At 32.5% G+C, this 18,120-nt stretch carries 16 protein-coding genes; 9 read left to right on the forward strand and 7 right to left on the reverse strand.

Translation table 11 applies throughout. From position 1 onward, the window contains the following. The first annotated feature begins 71 nt into the window (after positions 1 to 71). Both gpmA and nadC read left to right on the forward strand, forming a co-directional pair. The gene (gene gpmA, locus N2712_00400) at positions 72 to 821 is read left to right on the forward strand and encodes a 2,3-diphosphoglycerate-dependent phosphoglycerate mutase (protein MCX8028441.1); all 750 of its coding nucleotides are present in this window, start codon (positions 72 to 74) and stop codon (positions 819 to 821) included. 2 nt (positions 822 to 823) lie between these two features. Beyond that, on the forward strand, positions 824 to 1,669 hold the full coding sequence (gene nadC, locus N2712_00405; protein ID MCX8028442.1) for a carboxylating nicotinate-nucleotide diphosphorylase: 846 nt from the start codon (positions 824 to 826) through the stop codon (positions 1,667 to 1,669). A 4-nt stretch (positions 1,670 to 1,673) separates the two neighbouring features. Here nadC and N2712_00410 read toward each other — a convergent pair whose 3' ends face one another. Genes N2712_00410 through N2712_00420 form a run of 3 tightly spaced genes read right to left on the reverse strand, consistent with a single transcriptional unit; the run spans position 1,674 to position 7,176 of the window. Next, a complete protein-coding gene (locus N2712_00410; GenBank protein MCX8028443.1) occupies positions 1,674 to 4,760 on the reverse strand; it encodes a DEAD/DEAH box helicase in 3,087 nt (1,028 codons plus the stop codon). 20 nt (positions 4,761 to 4,780) lie between these two features. Then, entirely contained in the window at positions 4,781 to 6,769 is a 1,989-nt protein-coding gene (locus N2712_00415; GenBank protein ID MCX8028444.1) for a hypothetical protein, read from the reverse strand. Between the two features lie 11 nt (positions 6,770 to 6,780). Then, positions 6,781 to 7,176, reverse strand: coding sequence for a DoxX family protein (locus N2712_00420; protein MCX8028445.1), 396 nt, complete (start codon positions 7,174 to 7,176; stop codon positions 6,781 to 6,783). A gap of 214 nt (positions 7,177 to 7,390) precedes the next feature. Between N2712_00420 and N2712_00425 the strand changes: the two genes are divergently transcribed. From N2712_00425 to N2712_00440, 4 genes are read left to right on the forward strand one after another with little or no spacing between them, the layout of a single operon-like run. After that, the gene (locus tag N2712_00425; GenBank protein ID MCX8028446.1) at positions 7,391 to 7,978 is read left to right on the forward strand and encodes a 2-oxoacid:acceptor oxidoreductase family protein; all 588 of its coding nucleotides are present in this window, start codon (positions 7,391 to 7,393) and stop codon (positions 7,976 to 7,978) included. 2 nt (positions 7,979 to 7,980) lie between these two features. Next, entirely contained in the window at positions 7,981 to 8,268 is a 288-nt protein-coding gene (porD, locus tag N2712_00430) for a pyruvate synthase subunit PorD (protein MCX8028447.1), read from the forward strand. Positions 8,269 to 8,280: 12 nt separating this feature from the next. Beyond that, positions 8,281 to 9,495: a hypothetical protein gene (locus N2712_00435; GenBank protein MCX8028448.1), complete on the forward strand. Its 1,215-nt coding sequence runs from the start codon at positions 8,281 to 8,283 to the stop codon at positions 9,493 to 9,495. A 10-nt stretch (positions 9,496 to 9,505) separates the two neighbouring features. Further along, complete coding sequence (locus N2712_00440; GenBank protein MCX8028449.1) at positions 9,506 to 10,444, forward strand: thiamine pyrophosphate-dependent enzyme; 939 nt, start codon at positions 9,506 to 9,508, stop codon at positions 10,442 to 10,444. Between the two features lie 118 nt (positions 10,445 to 10,562). On the opposite strand, the gene N2712_00445 is transcribed toward N2712_00440, so the two are convergent. From N2712_00445 to N2712_00455, 3 genes are read right to left on the reverse strand one after another with little or no spacing between them, the layout of a single operon-like run. Then, positions 10,563 to 11,726 carry a DegT/DnrJ/EryC1/StrS aminotransferase family protein gene (locus N2712_00445; protein MCX8028450.1) on the reverse strand — a complete coding sequence of 388 codons (1,164 nt, stop codon included), beginning with the start codon at positions 11,724 to 11,726 and terminating at the stop codon, positions 10,563 to 10,565. Beyond that, on the reverse strand, positions 11,726 to 12,133 hold the full coding sequence (locus tag N2712_00450; protein ID MCX8028451.1) for a biopolymer transporter ExbD: 408 nt from the start codon (positions 12,131 to 12,133) through the stop codon (positions 11,726 to 11,728). The genes N2712_00445 and N2712_00450 overlap by 1 nt, the downstream gene beginning before the upstream one ends. Before the next feature lie 7 nt (positions 12,134 to 12,140). Further along, entirely contained in the window at positions 12,141 to 12,341 is a 201-nt protein-coding gene (locus tag N2712_00455) for a hypothetical protein (GenBank protein ID MCX8028452.1), read from the reverse strand. A 58-nt stretch (positions 12,342 to 12,399) separates the two neighbouring features. Between N2712_00455 and N2712_00460 the strand changes: the two genes are divergently transcribed. After that, positions 12,400 to 14,883, forward strand: coding sequence for a hypothetical protein (locus tag N2712_00460; GenBank protein ID MCX8028453.1), 2,484 nt, complete (start codon positions 12,400 to 12,402; stop codon positions 14,881 to 14,883). 82 nt (positions 14,884 to 14,965) lie between these two features. Here N2712_00460 and N2712_00465 read toward each other — a convergent pair whose 3' ends face one another. Continuing rightward, the gene (locus N2712_00465; GenBank protein MCX8028454.1) at positions 14,966 to 16,360 is read right to left on the reverse strand and encodes a hypothetical protein; all 1,395 of its coding nucleotides are present in this window, start codon (positions 16,358 to 16,360) and stop codon (positions 14,966 to 14,968) included. Between the two features lie 240 nt (positions 16,361 to 16,600). Between N2712_00465 and mtnP the strand changes: the two genes are divergently transcribed. Together mtnP and N2712_00475 are read left to right on the forward strand one after the other, a co-directional pair. Further along, positions 16,601 to 17,473 (forward strand): S-methyl-5'-thioadenosine phosphorylase, encoded by an 873-nt coding sequence (gene mtnP / locus N2712_00470; GenBank protein ID MCX8028455.1) that lies wholly within the window; start codon positions 16,601 to 16,603, stop codon positions 17,471 to 17,473. A 9-nt stretch (positions 17,474 to 17,482) separates the two neighbouring features. After that, complete coding sequence (locus N2712_00475) at positions 17,483 to 18,118, forward strand: adenylate kinase (GenBank protein ID MCX8028456.1); 636 nt, start codon at positions 17,483 to 17,485, stop codon at positions 18,116 to 18,118. Positions 18,119 to 18,120: the final 2 nt, after the last annotated feature.

An 18,120-nucleotide genomic window follows, 5' to 3' on the forward strand; every position in this document is an offset into this window, starting at 1 on the left:
ATTTATGTTTCATATTTTCTGTTGGAATAGTATAGTGTGGATATTTTATAATTACATCCAGGAGGTATAATATGTACAAGTTGGTTCTTGTTAGACACGGAGAAAGTGTTTGGAACAAAGAAAACAGATTTACTGGTTGGACTGATGTTGATCTTTCAGAAAAGGGTGTTGAAGAAGCAAAAAAGGCAGGACGAGTTCTTAGGGATAATGGATATATGTTTGATGTGGCTTTTACATCAGTTTTGAAGAGAGCTATAAATACATTGCATATTATTCTTGCGGAGATGGACTTGTTGTGGATACCTGAATATAAACACTGGAGACTTAACGAAAGGCATTATGGAGCACTTCAAGGTCTTAATAAGTCAGAAATGGCAGAGAAGTATGGTGAAGATCAAGTAAAAATATGGAGAAGAAGTTATGATGTTCCTCCACCACCCCTTGAAAAAACAGATCCAAGGTATCCAGGAAACGATCCCAGATATAAAGATCTAAAGCCAGAAGAGTTACCTCTCCATGAAAGTTTGAAAGATACAGTGGCAAGAGTGATACCGTATTGGAATGAAGTCTTAGCACCAACTATAAAGCAGGGGAAGAGAGTTATAATCGCAGCCCATGGAAATAGTTTGAGAGCATTAGTAAAGTATCTTGATAACATATCTGATAGTGATATAGTTGAGTTAAATATACCTACTGGTATACCGCTTGTTTACGAGCTTGATCAAAATCTCAAACCTATCAATAAGTATTATCTAGGAGATCCAGAAGAGATACAAAAAGCAATAGAATCTGTAGCGGCTCAAGGGAAAGCCAAGAGATAACTATGTTCTATTACGATATAAATCTGTATAATGCTAGTAAAAATCTTTTTCAGAATACTCTTTTTGAAGATACTAATAACAACGATATAATATCCAACATAATACCCAATAGAAAAGATCAAGCTTATATACAAGCAAATGATAGAGGAGTTTTTGTAGGTGAAATATTCTCAATTGTTTTGGAGAAAGATTTTGGTATAAAGAGTTGTTCTCTTAAGGATGGTGAAGAATTTACAAAGGGTACGAAGATATTCTCCCTAGAGGGGAGTGCTAAGATGCTCCTCTCTATTGAGAGGACTCTGCTTAACATACTTACAATACTTATATCAATATCAACCACTACAAGAGAGTTTGTAAATGCTACTGAAGGTAAATTTGGTATTCTAGATACCAGGAAAACAATACCTGGACTTAGGTTTTTTCAGAAATATGCTGTTAGAGTAGGTGGTGGAGTTAATCATAGGTTTGGTTTGTACGATATGATAATGATAAAAGACAATCACATAGTAGTCTTTGAGGGAGATATACAAAAGTTAGTAAGGATGGCTAAAGAGTATTCACCTATGCATAAGGTTGAAGTTGAATGTGAAAATATGGAGCAAGTTAAGAAAGCTGTTGAGGCTGGTGCCGATGTTATAATGCTTGATAATATGTCTGTAAATGATATAAAAGCTTCTGCGGAGTACATAAAGTCTATCAATCCAAACATAATAGTTGAAGCATCTGGAAATATTGACATTGATAAAATCAGAGATCTCGTTAAAGTTAATGCGCCTATTGACTTCGTATCCTCAAGTAAGTTGACTATGAGTTTCAAAGTTGTTGATTTATCGTTTGTTATAGAATAAGTTGTTAAAGTTTGAATCTAAAGATTACTTCGTTAAATTCTATGCTGTAAATTTGATTTTTGTGTTCGTACTTTAAGTATTTGTCTTCTAGTATTTTTTTCATTATTTTGTAAGTATAAATTACATCCTCTTCACAATGTTTTATTACAGTTTCAATTTTACCTTCTCTAAAGAAGTTTGGTATATCTTTGCTATGAGTAGTTTTGCCTTGGGGATTTATGTTGTTTCTGATAAGATTGTTTAGAGAAACTTTTGTGTCACCTATATGTTTTTTCAAAAGATCGTTGAGAATATCAAAAGTTTTCACAGAGTCGCAAATTTCGAATCTACTATCGTATCTAGATAAGACTTTATAATCGAAGTTTCTAGAGTTGTATCCTATAACTATATCTGATGAGAAGAGTAATTCTATCAAAAGTTTTATGTTATTTTCGTTGAATATCAGTATTTTGTCTTCTTTTATGTCATACACAACTGCTATTGAGACTAACATATCTTTTGCGTTATCCCATCCTCCAACTTCGTAAGAATATTTTTGTGTCTCTATGTCAAAGACTATAGGTTTTTTAAACTTTTCGAGAGGATATTCTAGAAGGTTATAGTAACCATACTTTTCGTTATTCTCGAGATAAGGCATTTCTTTTTTAAGATGTGTTATTGAGTACTTTATAAGTTTTGGGGTTATTGTTTCTTTTTCTTCGTTAGCTGGGGATTTCAGTGATTCCATTATAAAGTTAAGGATTTTAGTACCAATGTGCTTTGAGAGTATTGTATTTGCGTTACCACACTTAGGTGATTGGATGCAGGCAGGACATCCACTATCTTCCTTACAATAACAGCTTTTTATAGCCGATAGTGCTCTTTCAACTATTTTTTCAAATTTTTCAAATGCAACTTCGGAATATCCTACTCCTCCTGATATTCCTTCGTATATGAATATAGTTGGAGAGCTACCTCCGCTAACATATGATAATCCACCTATTTCGCTTCTACTACATATTATCTCTGAAGGATACATACCTATTATTGCGTGTTCTGCTGCATGTAGACCAGACCTTAGAATGTTTTCTTCGTTTAATTTAAATTTCTCTAATGAAATATTTCTTTCGAGTATTTCATAATCTTTGTTGTAGTTGATAATTTTTCTAAGTTCTCCTCCATCAAATGTGATGACTATTCCTTCAGTTTCATACTCAAGTATATATGGGTTTGGGTATTCTATGTATTCTATTACCTTTCTCTCTATGGTTGCTTCTTCTTTTTGTTGTTTCCTTAAATATTCAATTACTAAGTATCCTGTGAATATTTCTTTTACTTTTAATTTGCAATAATTCAGTGATAAATTTTTTAACCTTTTAGATCTTATTACTCCTAGTATTTCAATGTCTTTATCATTAAGTACTTCTGTTATTTTTTCTTCCTGTGTTGGATATACTGTGACAATATCATTATTGAAATCTACTTTTTGTACAGCGAAATTTTCTCCCATGTGCATGTAAACTCCACCAGGATGACATTCCCAAAATAGGTTGTTTATGCTTATTTCACCAATCTTTTTGTTATCTTTTGAATTATAGATAACGAATGATTTTCCGATTCCTCTTATATTTATCATCTTTCTTAATTCGTTTTTGGAAATTGTTGTGAAGAAATATCGATCTCCAGTATTTGTACTATTTGATATTATTGCACTATGGCTATGATTTCTTATGAATTTTTCTATTGAATATATTGCTTCTGGTCCCCAGTACTTTTCGATTATGTCTGCTGTTATGTAGTTTCTATCAGTTTCTTTTAATTCGTTGTATAACATTATGAGGGTAGAAATGTAGTATCCTATTATTCTATCGTTTAGGACATTTGTTGTTAAGTTTTCTACTTCGTCTGAGAATAATTCTTTTGGATTTGAATAGAAGTAATTATCAAGTATGTTTTCAGTTGGGAAAAATATTACAGTACCTTCTCTTATCCTTCCTGTTCTGCCAAATCTCTGTCTCAAAGAAATTCTTGACGATGGAAATCCTACTACACATACTACATCGAGATCTCCAATGTCTATTCCCATTTCAAAAGCGGATGTTGATATTAGTCCCATTATCTTGCCTGCTTTAAACATGTTTTCGATAGCAACTCTGTCATTATGGTCGTATCCTGACCTATACGGACTTACAAGTCTAGAAAGGTTTGGATTTTTTTTAATCGACTTTATTATTTTTTCAACCAATCTTCTTGATTTTACAAATACTAGGGTTTTCTTAGATAGATTTAGTACGAAGTTATTTAGTGTGTCAATAATTCTTTGGTTAGTACCGTATGTGAGTAGGTATGTTTTGTATGGTAATAGATATTCTATCTTGTTATTACCTGAAGTACTTCTATCTATTATTACAAATTCTTTTCCAAAAAGTGTTTCTATGAATGATTTAGGATTACCTATTGTACCTGATAAAGCAAAATATCTCGCATTGTTTCCGTACAAGTCATTTAATACGTTTACTATTCTTAAGATGTTGCCAAAGTGAGACCCTTTTACACCAGACATTTCGTGTATTTCGTCAACTACTATTAGCTTTAGATTTTTCCAAAACCTTTCCCAACTTTTGTTGTAAAGTATCATAGAATAGATAAGTATTTCTGGATTTGTAAGGATGAATTGTCCTCTACTTTTTATTCTATCCCTTATTTTATCGCTTGTCCCAGAAGTTAGAGGATAGACTTCAATAAAAGGAACTGCTTTTGAAAGGTATTCTTGTATTTTTTTGTACTGATCGTTTATTAGCGCATTTATAGGAGCTATATAGAGTGCTGTTGCATTTTCCTCTTTATATAGCTCTTCGAGGTAAGATATAATGTACGATAATGTTTTACCTGATGCTGTTGGGGTAACTAGTGCTACATTGTTACCATTGTTAAACTTTTCAATTGCCTCTGCTTGATGTTTGTATAGTCTTATGTTTAACTCTTTGAGTAGTCTTTCAGAAAATTCTGACAATTCTATTTTGTCTGCGTATTCAGGAGGTGTTTGTCGCTTAGTATAAGCGATTTCAAATTTTGAGTATATATCAAATTGGGTTTTCAACATTTCGTCCATGTTTTGATGTCTCCTTAGATTTAGAATGGAATTCTTTCTATTGATATGTTATCAAATTCATCCTTTATTTTCAATACTAAAACTCCAGATGATAAGTTCAAATTGAACTTGAATTTTTCGATACTGCTATCTATAACTCCATCGTCTGGTAGTATGTACTCCCAGATATTTCCACCATCTGTTGAGTATGTTACTTCTTTTAATGAGTAGTTGTCATAGATTTCAAACTCTATCTCTGTGAAATTGTGTTTTTTGCTAATTTTTACTTCTGATTTGTTTCTAATAGATGGGGGTGTGATGTCTGATATGTAGTTTTCGATATAGTTTGTTGAATAAAGTTCAAGGCCTTTGGGGTTTGAGGGATAGTCACTTGCTACTAGCATGAAGTTAAAAATACCGTTACCTATTGTATATCTACTTATTGAGAATCTATTATCGTTTATGGGAGAAGTATTTAATTTTTGCCATTGAGTTTCGTTGTAGTTTCTTACAAATATATCGAAGTTTAATTTATCATTATCTTGATCGAGTGATTTCCATTCGAAGTTGAGGTTATCTTCTTTGTGAGACACACTAAAAGAAGATATGATAGGTCTAGAATTCCTAGGAGTGTAGTATAATGAAACACTTCTTAGTATAGGTAGGTTATTTGAGGATTTTGATATAATTTCAACTTTAAGTTTTATGTATTGAAAAGTGTCTAGTTTAATGAATTCCTTTATTTCTGTCCAAGTTGACCAGGTTTGATCTTCCTTTGGAGTGTTACCACCTTTTATGAAGAATTTTATCACTGAATCTATGGGTATTTCTCCATCATATCTTATGCGTCCCCATTTGTATACATTACCTACCTCAATTTCTCTTGTTTCTATGTATCCATGGAAATTAGATTGGGACAAATCAATATAATCTAAGCCTGATGGATTAGCACTTGAAAGAACGATTTCATTACTGAATTTGAATATACTTACAAAATTTCTGTTATTTATTGAGTATTTTAATGTACCGTCTTCAAGAGAATATTCTATGAATTTGCCGTCGATTGTTGTTGCGAAAACCTTGTTACCAAAAACTTCAGCAGATGTTATACCTAGTTCACTGAACAATGGTTCTATTCTTTTAGTTTGTATACTTATTTTATAGACATTACCTTGAGTGTTTCTTAATACGGTTTGGGGTGATGTTAAGGATGATGTTCTGTTATCTTGAGATGTTTGTTGAGATTGATTAGGAGTTATGTTGTAAGTTGATACGATTAGGTATTCTCCATATTTTTTTATATCAGTTATTTCGTTGTCTTTGAGAGATATTAGTGGTTTTACGTTTTCCCCATCAAAGAAATATATAGTTCCTGTTCCACTTGATCCTATATATACACCATTTTCATCTCCTGCCACTGTAAGAAAGTGTTTTTCGTTTTTGTTTTCGAATACTTTCCTGATATTTTTACCTCTAAACTCATATATACATGCGTTATTTCCAGTTATAATGAAGTACCTACCTTTTAACTTAAATACATCCCATACATAACTGTCATCTATAAAAAGTAGAGGATTACTACTAAAGGGTAGGAGAAGATAGATGGCTCCTTTTTCACCTGTAAGTATATATATTGAGTTATCAATAACTCTCAATCTTGTTACAATAGAATGGTTGGGAATGCTTCCTAAATTTTCGACTTTTTTGTCGTTGTACAGATATATGTTATTTGGATTTGCTGTTGAGAATATAAAATTTCTGTATGTTCCTTCAACCCAGCTTATGAATCCTTCTGTGCCTGTAAATATGTTATTGATAGAATAACCAGGGGATATTCCTTTATTGTTTTGTAGGAATGTTATGTTACTTATAATAGTGAAATCATTTATATTTTGAATAGTAAATCTTATTTCGAGCTTTTTGGTATAGACTCCGTGCAGTGTTTTCGCGACTAGTAGAATGTTTAGTATTATAAGTAATGTAGTGATGAGTGACTTTTTTTTCAAAGAGTATTTGTATATAGTGTACATCATTTTGTTCATTATCTTTTCCTTATGTAATTATCAAGTGAAAATCTACCGGCACTTGTTAGTGAGAGTGTTATGAATATTCCTAGATATAGTAGAGATAACTCAAATGGAGCTCCAATTCTTATATTGTGATATGTTGCGATGAGCATAACTAGAGAAAGGAGAATTGAGCTTATTTTTGTGAATAATCCTACTGTTACCATTATACCGCCCAAGAACTCGATTAATCCTACTAGTATTGCGAATAATACAGGTAACGGAAAACCTATATTAGCAACAGTATCAACAAACTTCCATTCTTTGCCGTTTAGTAAGTAAAATATACCAACCATTTTGGTCCAACCGTGTAGTAGTACCATTAAAACTCCTGAGAATACTCTGATAACAAGGATACCTATATCAGTCATACTTATCCTCCTCCTTAGAGCTAATAATAAATATTTTTAATTCGTTTTTTAAACTTCGAATTTTCTCTAATTGAATGTTTTTTTGTATTTCATTAGAATTCTCGAAAATTGAATTGAAGGTTTAAAAATATACAAGTTTGGTAGTGTATTTAGATATAGTTATAAATTGTATAATTTTTCGCTTAAAATGTTTTTAAAACAAGGAGGATACCTTATGAGTGTATTGGTGAAAGAATTTTACGATATAAGGATACATGGTAGGGCTGGACAAGGTGCTAAGACAGCTGCTCAACTTGTAGCTGAATCTGCTATTGATATAGGTATGTATGCTCAATCTTTTCCGGAATTTGGTGCAGAGAGAACTGGAGCTCCAGTTAAGGCTTATGCTAGAATCTCAAAGAATAAAATAGAGATACATTATCAGATAACTAATCCTGATGTAATAGTGGTCATGGATGAAACTCTTTTTAATGCTGAGAATGTTGTAGATGGTATAAAGGAAGATGGGGTTATTATTGTGAATACTAATGAGAATCCGGAAAAAGTTAGAGAGAAGTATAGAATACCATCTAATATAAAGTTGTATACACTTAATGCTACTGGGATTGCAATAGAGCTTTTTGGTAGGGATTTTTCCAACATACCTTTGCTTGGTGCAGTTGTCAAACTTACAGGTGTTATTGATCCTGAGAAAGTTAAAGCTGTCATAAGAAGCAAATTTATAAAGAAGCTTGGAGAGGAAGGAGTTAGTAAGAATATAACTGCCTTTGAAAGGGGTATGAATGAAATAATAGGAGGATAACTATGTTGTTAGCGAGTCGAGATGTAAAGTCTGTTGATTTGAATATAGGTGGTTATGCTAAAGGTGGTACTTCGGTTGTTAATAAAACGGGTGGGTGGAGAACCTTTAAGCCAATTTTGAATAGAGAGAAGTGTGTTGACTGTATGATATGTTGGGTATATTGTCCTGATGACAGTATAGTAGTTAAGGAAGGTAAGATGATAGGATTTGATTATGATTATTGCAAAGGATGTAGTATATGTGCTAATGTGTGTCCAAGAGATGCTATTGAGATGATCTCTGAAAAATAAGAGGAGGGGTTTATGGAGAATGTAGTTCCAGTAAAAGTTATTAGAAAATCTTTGACAGGTGCGCAAGCAGCTGCTGAAGCAATGAGACAAGCGGACTTGGATGTTGTTGCGGCTTATCCGATTACACCTCAAACTCCTATAGTTCAAGAGTATGCACAGTTTGTTGCTGATGGACTTGTTAAAACTGAGATGATACAAGTTGAATCTGAACATAGTGCTATGAGTGCTGTTATAGGTGCTGCCTCTGCGGGTGCTAGAGCAAGCACTGCAACATCATCTCAAGGGTTAGCGTTTATGTGGGAAATGGTTGCTATAGCTTCTTCTTTGAGATTGCCTATAGTTATGAATCTTGTAAATAGAGCAATATCTGGTCCTCTGAATATACATTGTGATCATTCTGATGCTATGTCAATAAGAGATCTTGGGTGGATTATGTTATTCTCAGAGAATCCTCAGGAAGTTTACTATAATAATATTCTCGCATTCAGAATTGCTGAAGATCCTAGAGTTTTCTTACCTGTAGCAGTTAATCAGGATGGTTTTATTACAAGTCACTGCGTTGAAGCAGTTGATGTACTTGATGATGGATTTGTTAAAGAGTTTATTGGGCCTAACAAATATCCATATTCTTTACTTGATTTTGAAAATCCTGTATCTGCTGGTGAATGGTCTATGCCATCTCATTACTTTGAATTCAGAGTTGGTATTCAGAAGGCAATAGAAGATTCTGTAGCTGTTATTGATGAGATATTCAAAGATTTCCACAAAAAAACAGGTATAAAATTTGATTTCTTTGAAGGGTATAAAACTGAAGATGCTGAAGTAGTGTTTGTGTCTATGAATTCTACTTCTGGTACAGTTAGATATGTTGTTAACAAACTTAGAGAAAAGGGTAAGAAAGTAGGTTCTGTGAATGTAAGGGTTTATAGACCTTTTGTAGTGGACAAACTATTTGAAATTATACCTTCTGCCAAGTATCTGGCTGTTATGGATAGAGCCCTTTCTTTTGGTACTACTGGTTCTCCATTGTACCAAGATATAACTTCAGGTATATTCAGCAAAGGTAAATGCTTGATGGTAAATGACTATGTGTATGGTCTTGGTGGAAGAGATATTACGGATACCGATATAGATGAAATTTATGAACACGCAGAGTATGCTATGGAAGAGGAAATTAATGGACAGATCGTTTATGTAGGTTTAAATCCTGATTTTATCAAAATATAGGAGGTAGTTTATGGCTATAAATTTGAAGCAGATTGCTGGAACTGAGTTAAAGTTTACTAAAGGACATAGAATGTGTGCTGGTTGTGGCGTTGCTGTTTTTGTCAGAGAATTATCAATAGCAGCTCAAAATCTAGATATGGATCTTGTTATAGCGAATGCAACAGGATGTTTAGAGGTTACAACTAGTGTTTATCCTGAAAGTTCTTGGAAGTATCCTTGGATACATACTGCTTTTGAGAACGCAGGTTCTACTATATCGGGTATAGAGAGAGCATACTATGCGCTTAAAGCAAAAGGTAAGATAAATCATAATAAGAAGGTTAAATTTGTTGCTATTGCAGGTGATGGTGGAAGCTATGATATAGGATTACAGAGTCTTTCAGGAGCACTTGAAAGAGGACACAATATTCTTTATATTGCCTATGATAATGAAGCATATATGAATACGGGATACCAAAGGAGTAGTGCTACTCCACTTTTTGCTAATACAACAACTGCTCCTTTCGGTAAAGTAATACCTGGTAAAACTCAACCTAGAAAAGATTTATTTGCTATAGCGGTAGCTCATAACATACCATACGCAGCGACTGTCAGTATATACTATTGGAATGATCTTATAGCAAAAATACAAAAGGCTCTAACTATAGAAGGGCCTACGTTTATACTCTCAATAACTCCTTGTATTCCTGGTTGGGTTATGCCAACTGGCGATGCTATCGAGCTTTCTAAATCAGCGGTTGAGACTGGGTATTGGCCGCTTGTTGAATATGAAAATGGAAACTATAAATGGAGTCCATCAAATCCGAGACAACTCAAACCTATTGAAGAGTTTATATCGAAGCAAAAGAGGTTTGCTGGTATGCTAAAAAATCCAGAGCTTGTTGAACAATTTAAACAAGATGTAATGGTAAATTACGAAAAATATAGAAAGCTCTGCGGAGTTTCTTAACGGTAATTAGGGGGTAATTCCCCCTATTCTAGTGAATTTGATATAAATAAACCTTTGGATGTCCATCTAAGAAATTTTCTAAGTGAAGTTAGTTGTCTTATGCTTTATTACTTGGTTTTTACCTACGATAATTCTTCCATATATCTTTTATTGTATCGACAATATACCATATCTCTTTGTTAGAAAGAGATGGGTATATAGGAAGTGATACTATCTCTCTATATACTTTTTCCGAAATGGGAAATTCTTTGAAGTTTAGGCTTAGGATACTTTGGTATTTTGAAAACCTGTATACTGGTGTAAAATGCACACTTGTGCCTATTCCTTTTTCATTTAATAGTTTTATGAAAGTGTTTCTGTCTATCTTCCACATGTCTAGGTTTAGTCTGATTACAAACAGATGGTATGAATGTTTTGTGTTAGGTCTTATTTTTGGTAACCTTATACCTTCAATATCATTAAGGGTATTTTGGTAGAAGTTCCATACTCTTTCTCTTTCTTTTTGGGATTTGTTAAAACTTTTAAGTTGTGCTATACCTATGGATGCTAAGATGTCAGGGAAATTATATTTGAAACCTATTTCTGTTATATCATAGAAAGGTAAATTATCTTGGTATCTTTTCCAGGCGTTTTTATCCATTCCGTGTAAATAGGTTTTTGATATTTTTTCTATAATGTTTTCTAAATGCGTTGATATTAATCCTCCTTCACCTGTTTGGAGTGTTTTAGTTGCGTAAAGGCTGAATACCGTTGCGGATGTTCCGAATTTTTGAGTATTACCGACTTTTGATCCCATGTATTCAGTTCCAAAGGCGTGTGCTCCATCTTCAATTACTATAATATCGTATGACTCTGATAGTTTTTTCATTCCATCAATATCATATGGGTTTCCACCATAATATGTAGGAACTATTATTTTGGTATCTTTTGTTATTTTTCTCTCAATATCATCCAGAGAGATAGTTAAGTATTCATCTTCAACATCAACAATTATTGGTTTTGCTCCGGAGATAATTGACATTTCAACAGGTGATATAAATGTTATACTGGGTATTATTATGGAATAACCTTTAACTTCAAAAGCGTCAAACAGTAAATGTAGTCCAGCAGTACAAGATGAAACAAGTTTTAGGTTTTTTTCTTCTACTTCTAGATATTCTGATAATAGCTTGGTAAATTCAGAGTTTCTTTTCCCAGTGGTTAGCCAACCTGTTTTAAGTGTTTTGAAAACTTCAAAGTAATCTAAAATTGTGATAGATGGTTTGTAAAATGGTATTTTCATTATCTTTTTTGCTCAACTGATAAGCCAACTTCAGTTGCTCCACCTAACCTAACTCTGTCCATTACTTCTATAACAGTTTGGTATGGTATATCTCTATCGCCTCTTATTATTACGGGAATATTGGGATCCTTGACAGTTATTCTCTTTATAGTTGGAGATATGTCTTGTAATGATATAGGATAGTCGTTTAAATAGAACTTATTGTCTTTGGTTATTGTTATTATTATCTGTGTTCTAGGTTGTGAATCGGATACTACTGATTTCGGAAGATTTACATTGATTGCAGAAGTTTTTATTATAGTTGAGGTTAACATAAAAAATATAGTTAGCAAAAACATTACATCAATGAGAGGGGTAGGTTCAATACCTACTTTCAATTTGCTTCTATCTGATTTACTCAAGTTCATAAACGAATTATATCAAAGACTGTTCATAATATTCAAAGTTAGTTTTCAAGAAACTACTTAAATCTAGATTCACTGTTGAAGTAGAGATCATGTAAGGTGGAGGTAAAAATTTTTTGTTTTCTGGTGTTTTTACAACACTCGCAGAAAGGTATCCATTAGAATTACAAGTATTCACAAGCATTACATACATTTTCTTGAGCACATTCATCCTAAATTGATTAGAAATTGTATCATTTTTTAAACTACTTTGAAGTGAGGTATGGGTTATGTATTTCAATAAAAGGCTAGTTATTACTTTGATATTACTGATAATTTTTGTAAGTATTGTTGTGTTACCTACTCTTATTTCAGGTAAGACTTTCTATGGTATAGATGGTAATATAGGTATAATAAAAGAGTACTCTGAAGTTATTTGGAAGTTTAATAATCAAAATTGGTATCATAACTACCTTTTAGGTTTTCCTTCAGGTATTGGTTTTAATATATCTATTTTCTTAGGAAAAATAATAGGTTATGAGAGGGTACCTATATTTGATGTACTTTTGTATATGGTAGTTTCTTTTTTGGGAATGTTTATTCTTTTGAGAGGTTATGGTATTTTGTTTTGGGGAGCTGTTTTTGGTGCTACTGGTATATCTTTGACGACAATGGGTATTTTGTCAGTATTTGGGGGGCACCTAAATGGTTCTTTGTCATTTTTAATTCTTGCTCTAGGGCTTACTAAATATTTGTATTCTAGAGATTTGTCTATTGTCAAAACTTCTATTTTGATTTTGTTAATAGGTGTTTCTTTAGGTATAGCATTTGTTGATCCCCAAAGAACTATATATTTTGGTTTTGTTTATGGTGCTTATTTGATATTACTTTCCCTTTCAAGGGTAAGTGGATTTTCAAATTTACCTAAGGTTGATAGAAAATTGTTGATAAAACTTATTATTATACCTGCTGCTATCTTCGTTATATTTTTGGTTTTTTCGATGAACTCGATAGTAAGTTTGTTTGGAATTACTCAGATGGAACAGATTGGAGTTCAAAAGGATGATCCTGAGACTAAATGGAGATTTTTAGTTCAATTTTCAATGCCACCTGAGGAGATATTGAATTTCTTGATACCTGGTATTTTTGGATACTTTTCCAATGATCCTAATTTGCCTTATTGGGGTAGGGCTGCACAAGATTTTGATTACGAAAAAACTAGACAGGGGATGAGAAATTTTAGGTTAGGTATTGATAACTATCTGGCTGTTTTGTTTGTTCCGTTTTTAATAATGTCTTTCTTGTACTTTGGGACATGGGATCCAGAGAAAAAGAAGCATTTTATATTTTGGGGTATAGTAGCAGTAATAGCATTTCTTATCTCAATAGCAAGATATTTCCCTACACTATTTTGGCTTCTTATACAGATACCATTCATGGATAAATTTAGAGTTCCATCGAAGTGGATGGATATTTTTGTCATATCAATTGTTATAATGTCTTCTTTCTCTTTTGATTCCTTTTTACGAAATCTTAAGGGAGATATAAATAGGAATAAAATACTCTTAAATGCATTCTTGGTATATTCTGGTGTGCTTCTTTTTGTTTATCTGATACTTTTAGGGTTTAGAGCTGAAATTGCTTTCTATTTTGCTTCCTCTCAGCAGTACGATTATGGTGTAGCACAAAAAATAAGTGATAATATATCTAGTTCAGTTGGTAATGCGTTTATATTTGTACTTTTAGGAACTTTGATACTTTACTTATTGCAGATTCTTTCTTCTAGAAACGTAGAGATAAGTGATGTTGTTTCAAGCAAATCTTTGATAGCAGATGTGATTTTAGGTATTTTTGTTATAGTTGTGTTTATAAATATGGTGATTGTAACTAAGCCAATCTTCAAAGAAGTTGATCCATATAAACTCTATGCTAAAAATGATATTGTTAAATTCATGGAAGAAAAGACTAAAAATGAGCAGGCAAGATTTGTTATGTATTCTCCTTTAGCTAATCATTACTTTACTTTTCTTTTCCCTTACTATAATCTGGAGACAATACAGACAATAGCTCAGTCTAGGTTGCCTGAGGATTATGTAAAACTTTTACCATTTATATCGTCATTTAATTTTGATGTTATGGCAAAGTATGGAACTGTGTATTTTGTAACAGAGTTACCGCCTACCCATCAGGTATTTTTACAGTTACCGATAATAACCTATTACACAAATTTGTCAACACAGATGTACCTATCTGAAGATCAGCCTTCAATTACTCATTCTGTTTTTGTTTACAAAATAACTAATTACTTACCTAGGTTTTTCATAACTCCAAACTATATAAAGTATAATGGTCAAATAGAAATGGTTCTTATGTTACCAGTGGATGTTTTGAAAAACAGTGTTTTGCTTACAAACGATATAGCTAATTTTATCTCCTCCCAAAACTTATCATATGACATAAAGGTTGAAGAGTACACTAAAGACTATTCTAAGCTTAAAGTTACTACATCTGATAAGGCATTTTTAGTTTTCAATACTTATTATGATCCTAAATGGGAGTGTTACGTTGACGGTAAGAAAAAAGATATTATGAAGGCTAATTTCTTAGTTCAGGCAGTCTTGTTAGATACACCTGGAGAACATGTAGTAGAGTTTAAGTTTAATGCTTTTTCTGTATGGGTTATGCTTCAAATGGTTTTACTAGTTATTTCTATACTAGCTTTGGTGATTTTAGGAGTTTGGGACAAATTGCTCGTAAAGAAGGGAAAACTGTGAGATCAATAAAGCTTAGAATTTTCTTATCAGATTAATTTATATCTTAGTTGTTAAAATTGAGTATTTCTTATTCCTGAAAAGTTTATTTTTGAAATTGTTGTTTGTTTTCTTGGTATGCTAGGGTAATAGATAAAGTAAGTATGAAGTTTAATACTGTTAGGTATATTGTATAGTAATCAAACTTTATTGAAGGTATTACTAATTCAGCAAGTATTATGTATAGAGAGCTAAATGACATTATGAATATGATGATTAGTTTTGTTGTTATGCTTAGTTTGATGGTTTTGTTTAAGAGTTTTAGTATTATTGATGAAAATATCAGTGGGGCTACTGTTGTTGAGAATATTTTGTACGCTAGGAGTAAAGTTGGTATTATTCCTCTTCCCATTGAAGCTACAAGCGTTGCTAATGTTATAACTATGCTTGCTATGAGTCTTATAAACCAGATATTATTGAAAAATTTACTGTTACCAAAAATCGATGGTAAGATATTTTTTGATATCAGAGAACTTGATGTAATTAATATTACATCTGCTCCAGACAACGGTATTGATATTAGTGCTATGAATACTAGTGGTTTGATTTCGTTTGGAACGTTAAGGGCCAGATATGGGATTATGTTATCTGGATTTGGTGTGTTACTAAATATTCCTCTGGATAGTATTCCTACTAATACTATCATGATTGATATGATGAATATTATCACCGACGCTAAAATTAGCGAAGTTTTTGCTACATTGCTAGTTTTTGAGGAGAATATTCTGGAGTATATATCGGGGCCGAATAAGTAAGAAAGACCTACTGATAGAAATACACTAATCCAAAATGCAAAACTAAAGCTACCTTCAAATCCTATTTCTGTGTTTTTGATTATGTTTTGACTTTCATTTCCAACTCTTGATAGAGTAAAGTAGAGAAGAATACATATGCCGATAACCATAATTATAACTTGGAGAAAAGATACTCTTATTGCTCCGACTTGACCCCATATTATTGTATATAAAGCAAATATTGTTGAAAAAACTATAAGGGATATAATCTTATTACCAACTATAAATTCAATAATATTACCACCTGCAATGATTTGCCCGGCCAAAACGCTTATCCAGGCAAGCAGGAGTACAATAGAAGATAAAGTTTTGATTGGAGCTCCAAAGTTTTCATTTATTATGTCAATTATAGTATATCCTTTGAAGGAGTAAATGGTTTTAACTAAAAATGTTGCTAGTAAAATCAAAAATATTACACCAGATAGTGTCCACCATATAGCATTCCAACCTAGTTTATAAGCCCAACCGGCAAGCCCAAACACTGATGAGGCACCAAACACTAGAGCAACTAAAGACATTGTTATCTCAAATACTCCTCCATTCCTACCGTACACAAGATATTCTTCTTCCTTGGATGTAAAGAATTTCTTGTATAAAATTAGTATTATCCCTATAAGCAGTACAAGGTACAGAAATATATATATCATAGTTAACTATTTTAATTGAAAAGTTAACACAAAATCAAAATGGTTATTTTTTATAAATTCTGTAGCTGATGGTAGTTATCGAGTTAGGTGTAAGTTATTGAAGTGTTATTTTATTCTTGTTTTAACTGAAATGATGTTTTTGTATGATATTAGCGTGAGGTAATTGGTTTTATTGGGTAGTTGATTTGAGTTTGAAAACGATAGTGTGATTAGTTTATCTTTCTATCCGAAGAGGTGATTATGGACTATAAAGTTGAGATAGGTGTTATTGGGGGTAGTGGTTTATATTCTTTTTCATCTGCTAAAATTGTAGATGAAGTTGACATAGATACACCTTTTGGTAAGCCGTCTGATAAGATAACTATAGTAGATGTTGAAGGTAGAAAAGTTGCATTTTTACCAAGGCATGGTAGAGGACATATATATCCACCAACTAAGATACCTATGAAGGCGAATATTTGGGCTTTAAAGTATTTGGGGGTTAGGAGGCTTATTGGTGTAAGTGCTGTTGGTAGTTTAAGAGAAGAGCTTAGGCCTATGGATTTTGTTATACCTTCTCAACTAATTGATTTCACTAGATGGAGAGAGCTAACATTTTTTACAACGGGATTAGTGGGGCATGTTTCTATGGCCGATCCTTTTTGTAATGAATTTTCAAGTGAAATAGGAGATATAATCAGTAAGAATTTCCCTGAGATAAGGCTACATACTAATAAGACTTACATAAATATAGAAGGACCACAATTTTCAAGTAGAGCTGAGAGCAATTTGTTTAGGCAGTGGGGTGCAGATATAATAGGAATGACTGCTGCTGGAGAGGCTAAGCTTTCTAGAGAAGCTGAGATATGTTATTCTCTCATATCTATGGTTACAGACTATGATTGTTGGTACGAGGGGCATGAAGATGTTAATGCGGATATGGTTATGGAATATATGAAAAAGAATACCGATAATATACTCAAGATGTTACCTGTTATCATAAAGAATATCAATTTAACAAATAGATATTCAGCTGAAGAGTCCGCTAAATTTGCTATAGTTACATCCAAAGATAGGATACCACAAGATATTAAAAGAGCGTTAGCTATATTTTATGAAAAGTATTGGAGTTAGTGAGGGGAAATGATGCGTATCCTTATATTAGGAGCGCCAGGAGCAGGTAAAGGAACTCAAAGTGAATTAATAAGTCAAAAGTACGGTATACCCCATATATCAACAGGAGATATATTGAGAGCGGAAATTTCTTCTGGAAGTCTATTGGGATTAAGGGTTAAAAGTTTGGTTGAAAGTGGTAGCTTAGTCCCTGATGATATTGTAGCAGATGTGTTACTGAAAGAGATATCAAAAGAAAAATATAAAAAAGGTTACATACTTGATGGTTTTCCAAGGAACTTAAATCAAGTTAGAATAATGGAAGAAAAGGGAATAGTTGTTGATAAAGTTATATTTATTGATACGTCTGAAGATATGATACTTAAGAGAATAACTGGTAGAAGAGTTTGTTCTAATTGCGGAAGTGTGTATAATATCTACTTTAATCTGCCTAGGATTGAGAGTATTTGTGATAAATGTGGAAATAGTTTAACTCATAGAAAGGATGATACTGAAGAGGTTGTTAAGAAAAGGCTTGATACTTTTAAGCGAGAAACTTTACCAGTTGTTGATTATTATAGGAATAAAAAAATGCTTTTAGTTGTCAATGGAGACAAGAATTTTGAAGATATAAAAAATGAAATATTTTCTCTTCTTGAGGTGTAGGC

This window comes from Brevinematales bacterium (assembly GCA_026415355.1).
Classification (GTDB): domain Bacteria; phylum Spirochaetota; class Brevinematia; order DTOW01; family DTOW01; genus SKYB106.